The 12,251-nt window shown below is 58.9% G+C and carries 12 protein-coding genes; 6 read left to right on the forward strand and 6 right to left on the reverse strand.

Translation table 11 applies throughout. The features are described from left to right. Nucleotides 1-14 precede the first annotated feature (14 nt). The 5 genes from ACQKPZ_RS18085 to fdhA all read left to right on the forward strand — a co-directional run bounded on the left by ACQKPZ_RS18085 (nt 15) and on the right by fdhA (nt 6,476). Nucleotides 15-350, forward strand: coding sequence for a sarcosine oxidase subunit delta (locus ACQKPZ_RS18085; RefSeq protein ID WP_346645733.1), 336 nt, complete (start codon nt 15-17; stop codon nt 348-350). Beyond that, nucleotides 347-3,361 carry a sarcosine oxidase subunit alpha gene (locus ACQKPZ_RS18090; protein ID WP_391137583.1) on the forward strand — a complete coding sequence of 1,005 codons (3,015 nt, stop codon included), beginning with the start codon at nt 347-349 and terminating at the stop codon, nt 3,359-3,361. Before ACQKPZ_RS18085 ends, ACQKPZ_RS18090 begins: the two co-directional genes overlap by 4 nt. A 168-nt stretch (nt 3,362-3,529) precedes the next feature. After that, entirely contained in the window at nt 3,530-4,162 is a 633-nt protein-coding gene (locus tag ACQKPZ_RS18095; protein WP_427540672.1) for a sarcosine oxidase subunit gamma, read from the forward strand. A gap of 12 nt (nt 4,163-4,174) precedes the next feature. After that, nucleotides 4,175-5,032 carry a formyltetrahydrofolate deformylase gene (purU, locus tag ACQKPZ_RS18100; RefSeq protein WP_427540675.1) on the forward strand — a complete coding sequence of 286 codons (858 nt, stop codon included), beginning with the start codon at nt 4,175-4,177 and terminating at the stop codon, nt 5,030-5,032. Nucleotides 5,033-5,276: 244 nt separating this feature from the next. Further along, complete coding sequence (gene fdhA / locus ACQKPZ_RS18105; protein ID WP_012270123.1) at nt 5,277-6,476, forward strand: formaldehyde dehydrogenase, glutathione-independent; 1,200 nt, start codon at nt 5,277-5,279, stop codon at nt 6,474-6,476. A 108-nt stretch (nt 6,477-6,584) separates the two neighbouring features. On the opposite strand, the gene ACQKPZ_RS18110 is transcribed toward fdhA, so the two are convergent. Beyond that, nucleotides 6,585-7,205, reverse strand: coding sequence for an RHS repeat-associated core domain-containing protein (locus ACQKPZ_RS18110; protein ID WP_427540678.1), 621 nt, complete (start codon nt 7,203-7,205; stop codon nt 6,585-6,587). 304 nt (nt 7,206-7,509) lie between these two features. After that, entirely contained in the window at nt 7,510-8,208 is a 699-nt protein-coding gene (locus ACQKPZ_RS18115; RefSeq protein ID WP_427540681.1) for an RHS repeat-associated core domain-containing protein, read from the reverse strand. A 199-nt stretch (nt 8,209-8,407) separates the two neighbouring features. On the opposite strand from ACQKPZ_RS18115, the gene ACQKPZ_RS18120 reads away from it, so the two are divergent. Continuing rightward, complete coding sequence (locus tag ACQKPZ_RS18120) at nt 8,408-8,983, forward strand: DUF2780 domain-containing protein (RefSeq protein WP_427540684.1); 576 nt, start codon at nt 8,408-8,410, stop codon at nt 8,981-8,983. A 5-nt stretch (nt 8,984-8,988) separates the two neighbouring features. Here ACQKPZ_RS18120 and ACQKPZ_RS18125 read toward each other — a convergent pair whose 3' ends face one another. The 4 genes from ACQKPZ_RS18125 to ACQKPZ_RS18140 form a co-directional block, all read right to left on the reverse strand. Beyond that, entirely contained in the window at nt 8,989-9,660 is a 672-nt protein-coding gene (locus ACQKPZ_RS18125) for an RHS repeat-associated core domain-containing protein (RefSeq protein ID WP_427540687.1), read from the reverse strand. Nucleotides 9,661-9,743: 83 nt separating this feature from the next. Then, a complete protein-coding gene (locus tag ACQKPZ_RS18130) occupies nt 9,744-9,971 on the reverse strand; it encodes a hypothetical protein (RefSeq protein ID WP_427540784.1) in 228 nt (75 codons plus the stop codon). Then, entirely contained in the window at nt 9,961-10,698 is a 738-nt protein-coding gene (locus ACQKPZ_RS18135) for an RHS repeat-associated core domain-containing protein (RefSeq protein ID WP_427540690.1), read from the reverse strand. The genes ACQKPZ_RS18130 and ACQKPZ_RS18135 overlap by 11 nt, the downstream gene beginning before the upstream one ends. A 102-nt stretch (nt 10,699-10,800) precedes the next feature. Further along, nucleotides 10,801-12,150, reverse strand: coding sequence for an APC family permease (locus tag ACQKPZ_RS18140; RefSeq protein ID WP_427540693.1), 1,350 nt, complete (start codon nt 12,148-12,150; stop codon nt 10,801-10,803). Between the last annotated feature and the right edge of the window lie 101 nt (nt 12,151-12,251).

Below are 12,251 nucleotides of genomic sequence, written 5' to 3' on the forward strand. Positions count from 1 at the left end.
CCGGAGCCACCGTCATGTTGCACATTTTCTGTCCCCATTGTGGCGAGCTGCGCTCCGAAGAAGAGTTCCACGCCTCTGGCCAGGCGCACATCGCCCGCCCGCTGGACCCTGCAGCCTGCTCCGACGAGGAGTGGGGTACCTACATGTTCTACCGTGACAACCCACGCGGGATTCACCATGAACTGTGGGACCACGTTGCCGGCTGCCGCCAGTACTTCAACGTCACCCGTAACACCGTGACCTACGAAATTCTGGAAACCTACAAGATTGGCGAGAAGCCGCAAGTGACCGAAGGCGGCAAGCCAAGCAGCGCACCGTCCGCCGTCAAAGGCCAAGGGGAAAAAGTATGAGCCAGACCTATCGCCTCGCCAGCGGCGGCCGTATCGACCGCAGCAAGGTCCTGAACTTCAGCTTCAACGGCAAGACCTACCAGGGTTATGCCGGTGACAGCCTGGCCGCTGCGTTGCTGGCCAACGGCGTCGACATCGTTGGCCGCAGCTTCAAGTATTCGCGCCCTCGCGGCATCATCGCCTCGGGTACCGAAGAGCCGAACGCCATCCTGCAGATCGGCTCCAGCGAAGCCACCCAGATCCCCAACGTGCGTGCTACCCAGCAGGCGCTGTATGCAGGCCTTGTAGCCACCAGCACCAACGGCTGGCCGAACGTCAACAATGACGTCATGGGTATCCTTGGCAAGGTGGGCGGCAGCATGATGCCGCCGGGCTTCTACTACAAAACCTTCATGTACCCGAAATCGTTCTGGATGACTTACGAGAAGTACATCCGTAAAGCTGCCGGCCTGGGCCGTGCGCCGCTGCAGAACGACCCGGACAGCTACGACTACATGAACCAGCACTGCGACGTGCTGATCGTTGGTGCCGGCCCTGCTGGCCTGGCTGCTGCACTGGCCGCTGCGCGCAGCGGTGCCCGCGTGATCCTGGCTGACGAGCAGGAAGAGTTCGGCGGCAGCCTGCTCGACACCCGCGAAACCCTCGATGGCAAGCCTGCTGCCGACTGGGTCAACGCTGTGGTCAAAGAGCTGGAAGGCCTGCCGGAAGTCACCCTGCTGCCACGCGCCACGGTCAACGGCTACCACGACCATAACTTCCTGACCATTCACGAGCGCCTCACCGACCACCTCGGCGACCGCGCCCCGATCGGCCAGGTTCGCCACCGTGTGCACCGTGTACGCGCCAAGCGCGTGGTACTGGCTGCCGGCGCCCACGAGCGCCCGCTGGTGTACGGCAACAACGACGTGCCGGGCAACATGCTGGCCGGTGCTGTGTCCACCTACGTACGCCGTTATGGCGTGGCCCCGGGCCGCAAGCTGGTGCTGTCGACCAACAACGACCACGCCTACCGCGCCGCGCTGGACTGGCACGACGCCGGCCTGCAAGTGGTCGCCATCGCCGATGCCCGCCACAACCCGCGTGGCTCGCTGGTAGAAGAAGCGCGTGCCAAAGGCATTCGCATCCTGACTTCCAGCGCCGTGGTCGAGGCCAAAGGCAGCAAGCATGTCACCGGCGCCCGTGTGGCCGCCATCGACGTGCAGGCGCACAAAGTCACCAGCCCAGGCGAAACCCTTGACTGCGACCTGATCGCCAGCTCCGGTGGCTACAGCCCGATTGTTCACCTGGCGTCGCACCTGGGCGGTCGCCCGGTATGGCGTGACGACATCCTCGGCTTCGTGCCAGGCGATGCGCCGCAAAAACGCGAATGCGTTGGCGGTATCAACGGCGTTTACGCCCTTGGCGACGTGATTGCCGATGGCTTCGAAGGCGGCGTGCGCGCAGCCACCGAGGCGGGCTTCAAGGCGACCGTTGGCACCCTGCCAAAAACCGTTGCACGCAAGGAAGAGGCCACCGTGGCGCTGTTCCTGGTGCCGCACGACAAAGGCACCAAGGGGCCGAAGCAGTTCGTCGACCAACAGAACGACGTGACCGCTGCCGGTATCGAGCTGGCCACCCGCGAAGGCTTCGAGTCGGTCGAGCACGTCAAGCGCTACACCGCGCTGGGCTTCGGTACCGACCAGGGCAAACTGGGCAACATCAACGGCCTGGCCATCGCCGCCCGTTCGATCGGCATCACCATCCCGGAAATGGGCACCACCATGTTCCGCCCCAACTACACGCCGGTTACCTTCGGTGCAGTAGCGGGCCGCCACTGTGGTCACCTGTTCGAACCTGTTCGCTTCACTGCCTTGCATGCCTGGCACGTGAAGAACGGCGCCGAGTTCGAAGACGTCGGCCAGTGGAAGCGCCCTTGGTACTTCCCGAAAGCCGGTGAAGACATCCATGCCGCCGTGGCCCGTGAATGCAAGGCCGTGCGCGACAGCGTGGGCCTGCTGGACGCTTCCACCCTGGGCAAGATCGACATCCAGGGCCCGGACGCCCGTGAGTTCCTCAACCGCATCTACACCAACGCCTGGACCAAGCTCGACGTGGGCAAGGCCCGCTACGGCCTGATGTGCAAGGAAGACGGCATGGTCTTCGACGACGGCGTAACCGCCTGCGTTGGCGACAACCACTTCATCATGACCACCACCACCGGCGGCGCAGCGCGCGTATTGCAGTGGATGGAGCTGTACCTGCAAACCGAATGGCCGGAACTGAAGGTGTACTTCACCTCGGTCACCGACCACTGGGCCACCATGACCCTGTCCGGCCCCAACAGCCGCAAGCTGCTGAGCGAGCTGACCGACATCGACATGGACAAGGAAGCCTTCCCGTTCATGACCTGGAAGGAAGGCAACGTTGGCGGTGTGCCGGCCCGCGTGTTCCGTATCTCGTTCACCGGTGAGCTGTCGTACGAAGTCAACGTGCAGGCCAACTACGCCATGGGCGTGCTGGAACAGATCATCGAGGCCGGCAAGAAGTACAACCTGACCCCGTATGGCACCGAGACCATGCACGTCCTGCGTGCCGAGAAGGGCTTCATCATCGTTGGCCAGGATACCGATGGCTCGATGAACCCGGACGACCTGAACATGAGCTGGTGTGTGGGCCGCAACAAGCCGTACTCGTGGATCGGCCTGCGTGGCATGAACCGCGAAGACTGCGTACGCGAAAACCGCAAGCAGCTGGTGGGCCTGAAGCCGGTCGACCCGACCAAGTGGCTGCCGGAAGGCGCCCAGCTGGTCTTCGATCCGAAGCAGCCGATCCCGATGGACATGGTTGGCCACGTCACCTCCAGCTATGCCTCCAACTCCCTGGGCTATTCGTTCGCCATGGGTGTGGTCAAAGGCGGCCTGAAGCGCATGGGCGAGCGGGTCTACTCGCCGCAGGCGGATGGCAGCGTGATCGAGGCGGAGATCGTGTCTTCGGTGTTCTTCGATCCGAAGGGTGAGCGGCAGAACGTCTAAGGCCCCGGCACCAACGGTGCCTGGTTGGAATGAGGTCTCTGTGGGAGCGGGCGTGCCCGCGAAGAGGGCGGTGAGTCAACCATCGCATTCGCGGGCATGCCCGCTCCCACAGGTCCAGCGTTTCCGGCGGGCATCGTGGTCGACAACAGAATTCAAGGCAGGTAAGAAATGAGCGCTATCAACGTTTACCAGCAAAACCCCGGCGCCGAGGCCAAGGCCCAGTCGCCACTGCACCACGCCGACCTGGCCAGCCTGGTTGGCAAAGGCCGCAAGAACGCAGGCGTAACCCTGCGTGAGAAGAAATTCCTCGGCCACCTGACCCTGCGTGGCGATGGTCACAACCCGGAATTCGCCGCTGGCGTGCACAAGGCCCTGGGCCTGGAGCTGCCGGTAGCCCTGACCGTGGTTGCCAACGGTGACACCTCGCTGCAATGGGTAGGCCCCGACGAGTGGCTGCTGATCGTGCCTGGCGGCCAGGAACTGGAAACTGAGCAAAAGCTGCGTGCGGCCCTCGACGGCCAGCACATCCAGGTGGTCAACGTCAGCGGCGGGCAAAGCCTGCTGGAACTGCGCGGCCCGAACGTGCGCGAAGTGCTGATGAAATCCACCAGCTATGATGTTCACCCGAACAACTTCCCTGTCGGCAAGGCTGTGGGCACCGTGTTCGCCAAGTCGCAACTGGTGATTCGCCGCACCGCCGAAGACACCTGGGAACTGGTGATTCGCCGCAGCTTCTCCGACTACTGGTGGCTGTGGCTGCAGGACGCTTCGGCCGAATACGGCCTGAGCATCGAGGCTTAAGGAGAGCAGAACATGAGTCGGGCACCGGATACCTGGATTCTCACCGCCGACTGCCCGAGCATGCTCGGCACCGTCGACGTGGTGACGCGTTACCTCTTCGAGCAGCGCTGCTACGTGACGGAGCACCACTCCTTCGATGACCGGCAGTCGGGGCGCTTCTTCATTCGAGTGGAGTTCCGCCAGCCGGACGATTTCGACGAAGCCGGCTTCCGTGCCGGCCTTGCCGAGCGCAGTGAAGCGTTCGGCATGGCGTTCGAGCTGACCGCACCGAATCACCGCCCCAAGGTGGTGATCATGGTGTCCAAGGCCGACCACTGCCTTAACGATTTGCTGTATCGCCAGCGCATCGGCCAACTGGCGATGGACGTGGTGGCCGTGGTATCCAACCACCCTGACCTCGAACCACTGGCACATTGGCACAAGATTCCCTACTACCACTTTGCGCTCGACCCCAACGACAAACCAGGGCAAGAGCGCAAGGTGCTGCAGGTGATCGAGGAAACCGGTGCCGAGCTGGTGATTCTTGCGCGCTACATGCAGGTGCTGTCGCCGGAGCTGTGCCGCCGCCTGGATGGCTGGGCGATCAACATTCACCACTCGTTGCTGCCGGGGTTCAAGGGCGCCAAGCCTTATCACCAGGCATACAACAAGGGCGTGAAGATGGTCGGTGCCACGGCGCACTACATCAACAACGACCTGGATGAAGGGCCGATCATTGCCCAGGGTGTGGAGGTGGTGGACCATAGCCACTACCCGGAAGACCTCATTGCCAAAGGGCGCGACATCGAATGCCTGACCCTGGCGCGGGCGGTGGGTTATCACATTGAGCGGCGGGTGTTCCTTAACGCCAACCGGACTGTAGTTCTCTAATACCCGTACCGGCCTCTTCGCGGGCAAGCCCGCGAAGAGGCCGGTACAGGCCACCGCGTCTGTTCCCCCTTCCATACCCCCCAACGACACCCCTGCCGCTATAAGGCATCCCTCTGTCGTTTCCAGTCAGCGCACCTCGCCCCATCAGGCCCACAATCTCCTGCATTCCAGTAACACAAGCCGCCCACGGATGGCGGCGCGTTCAACCACCGCTGCATAAATAAAAATCAAGCGAGGTAAGAGCATGTCTGGCAATCGTGGAGTGGTGTATCTCGGCGCTGGCAAGGTCGAAGTACAGAAAATCGACTACCCGAAAATGCAGGACCCGCGCGGCAAGAAGATCGAGCACGGCGTTATCCTCAAGGTGGTCTCCACCAACATCTGCGGCTCCGACCAGCACATGGTCCGCGGCCGCACCACTGCCCAGGTCGGCCTGGTCCTGGGCCACGAAATCACCGGTGAAATCGTCGAGAAGGGCAGCGACGTCGAGCGCATGCAGATCGGCGACCTGGTATCGGTACCGTTCAACGTTGCCTGCGGCCGTTGCCGCTCCTGCAAAGAGATGCACACCGGCGTGTGCCTCACCGTCAACCCGGCCCGTGCTGGTGGTGCCTACGGTTATGTCGACATGGGCGACTGGACCGGTGGCCAGGCCGAGTACGTGCTGGTGCCTTACGCCGACTTCAACCTGCTGAAACTGCCTGAGCGCGATAAGGCCATGGAGAAGATCCGTGACCTGACCTGCCTGTCCGACATCCTGCCAACCGGCTACCACGGTGCCGTGACTGCTGGCGTAGGCCCAGGCAGCACCGTCTACGTTGCCGGCGCTGGCCCGGTCGGCCTGGCTGCCGCTGCCTCGGCCCGCCTGCTGGGCGCTGCCTGCGTGATCGTTGGCGACCTCAACCCGGCCCGCCTTGCCCATGCCAAGTCGCAGGGCTTCGAAGTGGTCGACCTGTCCAAGGACACCCCGCTGCACGAGCAGATCGTCGACATCCTCGGCGAGCCGGAAGTGGACTGCGCCGTCGATGCCGTTGGCTTCGAGGCCCGTGGCCATGGTCATGAAGGTGCCAAGCATGAAGCCCCGGCCACCGTGCTGAACTCGCTGATGCAAGTGACCCGTGTGGCGGGCAGCATCGGGATTCCGGGCCTGTACGTGACCGAAGACCCGGGTGCGGTAGATGCCGCTGCCAAAATCGGTGCGCTGAGCATCCGCTTTGGCCTGGGTTGGGCCAAGTCGCACAGCTTCCACACCGGCCAGACCCCGACCATGAAGTACAACCGCCAGCTGATGCAGGCGATCATGTGGGACCGCATCAACATTGCCGAGGTGGTTGGCGTGCAGGTGATCAACCTGGACCAGGCGCCGGAAGGGTATGGCGAGTTTGATGCCGGGGTGCCGAAGAAGTTTGTGATCGACCCGCACAAGATGTGGGGCGCGGCTTGATCTTCTGATGTAACAAAGAGCCCCTCAATTTGAGGGGCTTTTTTGTGGCAGTCAGACAGTACAAGGAGGAAAAATCGCTTACCATTAAGTCGATGACTTGGGCTGGAGTTAATCGCTTCTCAGTTTGCCACCGGTTTCAGTGAGTAAGGAATATTTTACTATTGGGGGTTTACTTGAATTATTGGGTACGCTACGGGAGGCTATAAGAAATTCGAGGGATTTCTTTTCATGGTACTTGGGTTTATCGTATGTTGTAGTAGCTATAGAGGTTGACATTAGTCCGTTTGAAGGGGAGCGCTTTTTCGGTATGTCGATCTTAGGTGATTCAAGTTTCACAGTCCGGCTGTTTATATGAAGTTGTTTTTTGTTCTCAAAAGGCGGGTTGAATCCGGGGAAAATATAGCTGGTCAATCGATGTGCCATTTTCTTTAAAAGACTTATGACGAAATGGCCGCTTGGGTCAATATTGTTAACAGGGTCTCCTTCGCAGTAGCAATAGGGATTAAGGCCGCCTTTACCGAATGGGCTCCAGCTGTCCGATGAGCAGAACCTCATCAATACAGGGCTATATGCTCGATAGCCGCAGCCGAGATGGTAGCTGGCAGTCCCAGGTTCCAAGTATTCGCCGTTGAAACCGAGCAGCGTCTGCTCTGATGGCAATTTCGGTTTGTAGCCGTAGGCCGAATAGTTGTGCCTTTCACGATGGCTTTCGCTCTGAGGGGTGCTCATGTCTGGTTCGACCTGTCATGGGAGGTTCAACTATTTTGATCAATCGCCGGGATTTCGATACTGGAAGAAATAACAGTTTCAAAAGCTAACACGAAACCTGCGGGAGCGGGTTTTCCCGCGATTAGCCCATAACAGGAGAACCCTCGCTCAGCGCGCCAGCCGCATCATCCATCAACGCCTTGGCCAACGTGCTCAGATAATGCTAAGCCTAAAGCTACTGCGGGTTGTTGTCCATCAACCCGTCGACCGTCAGTGCCGCACATACCCTATGCACCAAAGCTATGTCGCCGACGTGCTTTCAGGATCATGTTTCTGAACGAATGCTAAGAAGCTCTGAACCCCATAGAGCTGCAAAATTGTTTTCTGGATGTTTCCAGTGTCGATCTCTTTTAAAATGAGGAAGCCAGAATCCGCGACTCACCAAACTGTCTTGCAGTTCCATGGCTGGTATCTCTCTATAGGGGTCGTGAATGTCAGGTGCTTGGCTGTAAAATTCAACATCGAGACGCATGTCGGGTCGCGTGTTGCCTTGGTAACTTGGAGGTATTGGATATTTCCGACCATGTTTCCGATCTTGAATATTAATGCGAATATGCCCTTCCGGTAGTTTTTTGCTGTAGGGAATAATCGGTGGGGGCGATTGATGAGATGAGTTTTTGCTTTTTGATGAGTGGTACGGTGGAGGTGCATCTGTGGGCTTTGGGGTATTTTTTTTAAATCGTTTCAAAACTGCATTGTACAATTTATGAATAAAGTGGCCGGATGGGTCTGTATTGTTAATCGGGTCGCATGAACAATACGCGTAGGCGTTAATTTCACCTTTTCCGAAAGGGCTCAGGCTATCAGGCTGACAGAACTTCATCAGCATAGGTTGATATGACCGATATCCGTTCCCGAGCAAATAGCTCTGCGTCATCTCTTCCAAGTGCTCACCATTGAAAGCAAGCGTACGCACGGTTGGCGTTGGTTTTGCTAAGTATCCGTAAGGCGTATATAAGCTCATTGGTGTTGTCCCGAATCAATCTGACTCTGCCACGTTGTAAGCTTAAGTCTCTCTCTATCGTGTCTACGCGGCTACTGGTAGAAATATCAGGTCGACACCGGCAGCGGCTGGCCCTTTAAGGATGGTTTGGAACAAATGCCCTGCCGATGAGTCAAAAGACCCGTTTCCCAGGCCATCCCGGCCCACGAGGTCCCTCCCGATGAAAGCATTCACCCTGGCAACCCTGATGACCCTGGCCGCAAGCCCGGTGTTCGCCTTCAACCTCAGCGACGCCGCCAACGCCGTGTCGGCAATGCAAAACCAGAAACAGCAGGGCCAGGTGCAAGCGCCTGAAGCGCAGGCCAACCTGCTCAATACCTTGGGCAGCGAATTGAAGATCACCCCCGAACAGGCCGTGGGCGGGGCGGGGGCGATGTTGGGGTTGGCGCGCAATAACCTCAGCAGCGATGACTATGGTCAGCTGACCAAAGCCGTGCCGGGGCTGGACCTGCTGGCCGGGGCCAATGCGCTGGGTGGGTTGAGCGGGTTGGGTGAAATGCTGGGCAAGAACAGCGAAAGCCAGTCGGCGTTGAGCAATGCGCTGGGCAACAACGTGGAAAACCGCAGCGACCTGGACACTGCGTTCAAGGCGCTGGGGATGGACACCGGGATGATCGGGCAGTTTGCGCCGTTGATTCTGCAGTACCTGGGGCAGCAGGGCATTGCCGGGTCGTTGTTGCAGAACCTGGGGAGCCTGTGGACCACGCCGGCACCTGCGGCCACGCCATCGATATGAGTAATTTACCAGCGAATTTCGTTCAGGCGCTGTTGAATTGCTTCTTTTTCGATCTGTAATTTGTAGGCCGTGTCATTGACCGAAGAGAGGCGGCGCCGATAGGAATCGTAGAGCGTGGCGGTTCTGTAGTTCTGTCGAGTCTCAGGGCTCCAGAGATGGTGGAGGTCGCTATACACTAACTCGTTGAACATGTGCATGTTGCTCAGGTCGTTCGTAAGTTTTTTTCGCTCTTGGTATCGATCATGCTCGAACACGGTGTTCTTTGCAAAGCTGACGTTTTTTTTCTGCTGACTGGATTTTACTGAGGGGGTATCCGTTTTCTCCAGTGGCTTCTTGATAATTGGTTTGAGTTCGGTCTGTACGTGTGCAATGGGTTTTAGCCTTCTTCTTCCTGCCTGCAATTGTGCAGGAGTTGGAGCATGCCCTGTGCCGTCCCGATAATTCACGGGATCATTCTTGCAGTAGGCATAGGTATTCAGCCCTCCTTCCAAAAAAGGGCTGAGTTCATCTGGCCCCACAAATCGCATCAAGGTCGGGCTATAGCTGCGGTATCCCAAGCCCAATGCATAGGTGCCGGTAAGCGGGTCATACCACTCACCGTTGAATCCTGGCATCGGGGCCTGATACGCCTCATTATCATGCTGCCCAAACGGGCCGTAGGTACGCGGAACTGACATCGAGTCTGACCTCGCAAGGCGGGTTTGCCTGCAGTCTTGATGTTCGCGAGCCCGCAGGCAACTAGCAGAATTAACAGTATCCATCACCAGCCTTGGTCCGCTTCGGAGAAGTCCACAAGGCGTACCGGGCGGCGGAAGCCGGCGATCAGTACCGCCAGGGACGCAAGGCCCAGCGCAAACCAGCACAGCCCGATCACCAGCGACTGGCCTGCCAATGGCTGGCAGGACAGCGCGACAAACACGCCGGTGAACACGATTTGCGCGCCGACAACCAGGTTACATATGCCATTGAAGCAATGCTCATACCACACGCCGAAATTCAGGTAAGTCGGTATAAGGATAGAGTCTTGTTGCAGTTGCTCGTAACAGATTGGACTCGTCTCTAATGCGAGCAAGTTCAAGTGTGGCGGTTTTTTGTTCGGCGGGTGTTTTGTAAGCGACTGTGGCGGGAAGGTCGAAAAATAGTTGCTCTAGCTTGGGTTGGTTGTTAAACCATTTGTCGACGAAGGCATAATATGCCTGCCGATTTTTGTAGGTGTTTTCTCGCGAAACCGGATTGCTCAAGATCGAGCTGCCTTGACTTTTGGCCCCGCGGCGCCGAGGGGTGGGCAGCTGGAGTGTTTCGGGTACGGAGCTGGTTGTATCAAGGGGGGCAGTGTTGACTTTACTGCGCTTGCCGAAATGATTTTTTTTCAAATAATTATTCTGTGACGTGCCTGAACTTGCGGGCCTTTTAAGCAAGCGTTTGGCCTGTATCAACTGGTTAGCAGTGGGTGCATGACCGGTGGGATCCGCGTAGTTGATGGGATCACCCGCACAGTAAGCATAAGCGTTGGAGCCACCCTCTGCGAATGGACTCAGGCTGTCAGGCGCGACAAAGCGCATCAGGACTGGATTGTAGCTACGATAGCCTTTACCTAACGCATAAAGTCTGTTCAGCGGATCGTACCGATCTCCATTGAAGCCAAGTATCGAGACCAGGCGTGTTTGATCGACGATGTACCCGTACGGGCTGTAGGCAAGGGCGGCGGTTCTCAATTGACAGGGCCTCGCAAAAGACGTGTTGCATCAGTCTTCGTCTTTGCGAGGCCATGCACAACTAGCAGAATTGTCAGAGTCCGCTTTGAAACTGCGCCGCGTTCAACCTGCTTCGGAAAAATCGACGAGGCAGACCGGACGGCGAAAACCGGCGGTCAAGACGGCCAGATACGCTAACCCCAGGGCAAACCAGCACAGGCCAATCACCAGCGTCAGCGCCGACAGGCTGGTCCACAACCACAAGGTCAGCCCCAACCCCACCAGCGGCACCAGGCCATAGCTCAGCAGCCCTTTGAAGCTACGCTGCGAGGCATCGTCCATCAGGTGCGTCTTCACAACCGCCAGGTTCACCGCCGAGAACGCCACCAGCGCGCCGAAGCTGATCAGCGAGGCGAGGGTAGTCAGGTTGATCACAAGCGCCAGCAGCGAAAACGCCGACACCAGCGCAATTGCAAATACCGGTGTACCAAAGCGCGGTGACAGGTAACCGAAGCTGCGTCGCGGCAGCACGTTGTCACGGCCCATGGTGAACAGGATGCGCGACACCGCTGCCTGCGAGGCCAGCGCCGAACCCAGGCTGCCTGCCACATACGCGGCGGTGAAGAAGTTGGTGAGGAACTGCCCGCCAGCCTTGAACATCACTTCGTTGGCCGCTGCGTCGGCATTGGCGAAGCTGCTGCCCGGCAACACCAACTGGCTGACATAGGCCAACAGGGTGAACAGCAAACCGGCGAAAAGGGTGGTAAGGATGATCGCCCGTGGCACGTCGCGGCGGGCGTCGCGGCATTCTTCGGCCAGGGTCGAGACCGCATCGAAGCCCAGGAACGACAGGCACAGTACCGCTGCGCCAGCCATGATCGGGCCGAAGCCAGGCTGTGAGCCATCGCCCAGCAGCGGTGACAGCAGGTCGAGCGGCTGGCCAGCCAATGTCTGGCAGGACAGCGCGACAAACACGCCGATAAACACGATTTGCGCGCCGACGATCAGGTTGCTGGTCTTGGCCACCGAGTTGATGCCGACCACGTTCAGCACTGTCACCAGGGCAATACAGGCGAGTACGAAGGCCCAGGCTGGCACTGCCGGGAAGGCGATGTTCAGGAACAGGCCGATCAGCAGGTAGTTGATCATCGGCAGGAACAGGTAATCCAACAGCAGCGACCAGCCGGCCAGGAAACCGACGTTGGGGCCGAAGGCCATGTTGGTGTAGGAATAGGCCGAGCCCGCGACGGGGAAGCGTTTGACCATGAAGCTGTAGGACGCAGCCGTGAACAGCATGGCCAGCAGGGTGACCATGTAGGCACCGGCGGTGCGGCCACCGGTGAGTTCGGTGACGATGCCGTAGGTGGTGAAGATGGTAAGGGGGACCATGTACACCAGGCCGAAGAACACCAGGGCGGGCAAACCGAGGACACGGCGAAGCTGGGCGGGGGCGGAGCTGGGTTGGGTGGCCATTGATCGATCCAGGCATTTTTGTAGTTGTGCTTTGGTCGATTTTTATCCACTTAGGTGGGGTGTGACAAAGAAGTAATCCTAATGTTGATTATTAGCCATGG

The organism is Pseudomonas sp. NPDC089547, assembly GCF_050280665.1.
Classification (GTDB): Bacteria; Pseudomonadota; Gammaproteobacteria; order Pseudomonadales; family Pseudomonadaceae; genus Aquipseudomonas.

Excerpts from the sequence above, each read along its gene's own strand:
- ACQKPZ_RS18085 (WP_346645733.1), top strand. The coding sequence starts at position 15 with ATGTTGCACATTTTCTGTCCCCATTGTGGCGAGCTGCGCTCCGAAGAA.
- ACQKPZ_RS18090 (WP_391137583.1), top strand. The coding sequence starts at position 347 with ATGAGCCAGACCTATCGCCTCGCCAGCGGCGGCCGTATCGACCGCAGC.
- ACQKPZ_RS18095 (WP_427540672.1), top strand. The coding sequence starts at position 3,530 with ATGAGCGCTATCAACGTTTACCAGCAAAACCCCGGCGCCGAGGCCAAG.
- purU (WP_427540675.1), top strand. The coding sequence starts at position 4,175 with ATGAGTCGGGCACCGGATACCTGGATTCTCACCGCCGACTGCCCGAGC.
- fdhA (WP_012270123.1), top strand. The coding sequence starts at position 5,277 with ATGTCTGGCAATCGTGGAGTGGTGTATCTCGGCGCTGGCAAGGTCGAA.
- ACQKPZ_RS18110 (WP_427540678.1), bottom strand. The coding sequence starts at position 7,205 with ATGAGCACCCCTCAGAGCGAAAGCCATCGTGAAAGGCACAACTATTCG.
- ACQKPZ_RS18115 (WP_427540681.1), bottom strand. The coding sequence starts at position 8,208 with ATGAGCTTATATACGCCTTACGGATACTTAGCAAAACCAACGCCAACC.
- ACQKPZ_RS18120 (WP_427540684.1), top strand. The coding sequence starts at position 8,408 with ATGAAAGCATTCACCCTGGCAACCCTGATGACCCTGGCCGCAAGCCCG.
- ACQKPZ_RS18125 (WP_427540687.1), bottom strand. The coding sequence starts at position 9,660 with ATGTCAGTTCCGCGTACCTACGGCCCGTTTGGGCAGCATGATAATGAG.
- ACQKPZ_RS18140 (WP_427540693.1), bottom strand. The coding sequence starts at position 12,150 with ATGGCCACCCAACCCAGCTCCGCCCCCGCCCAGCTTCGCCGTGTCCTC.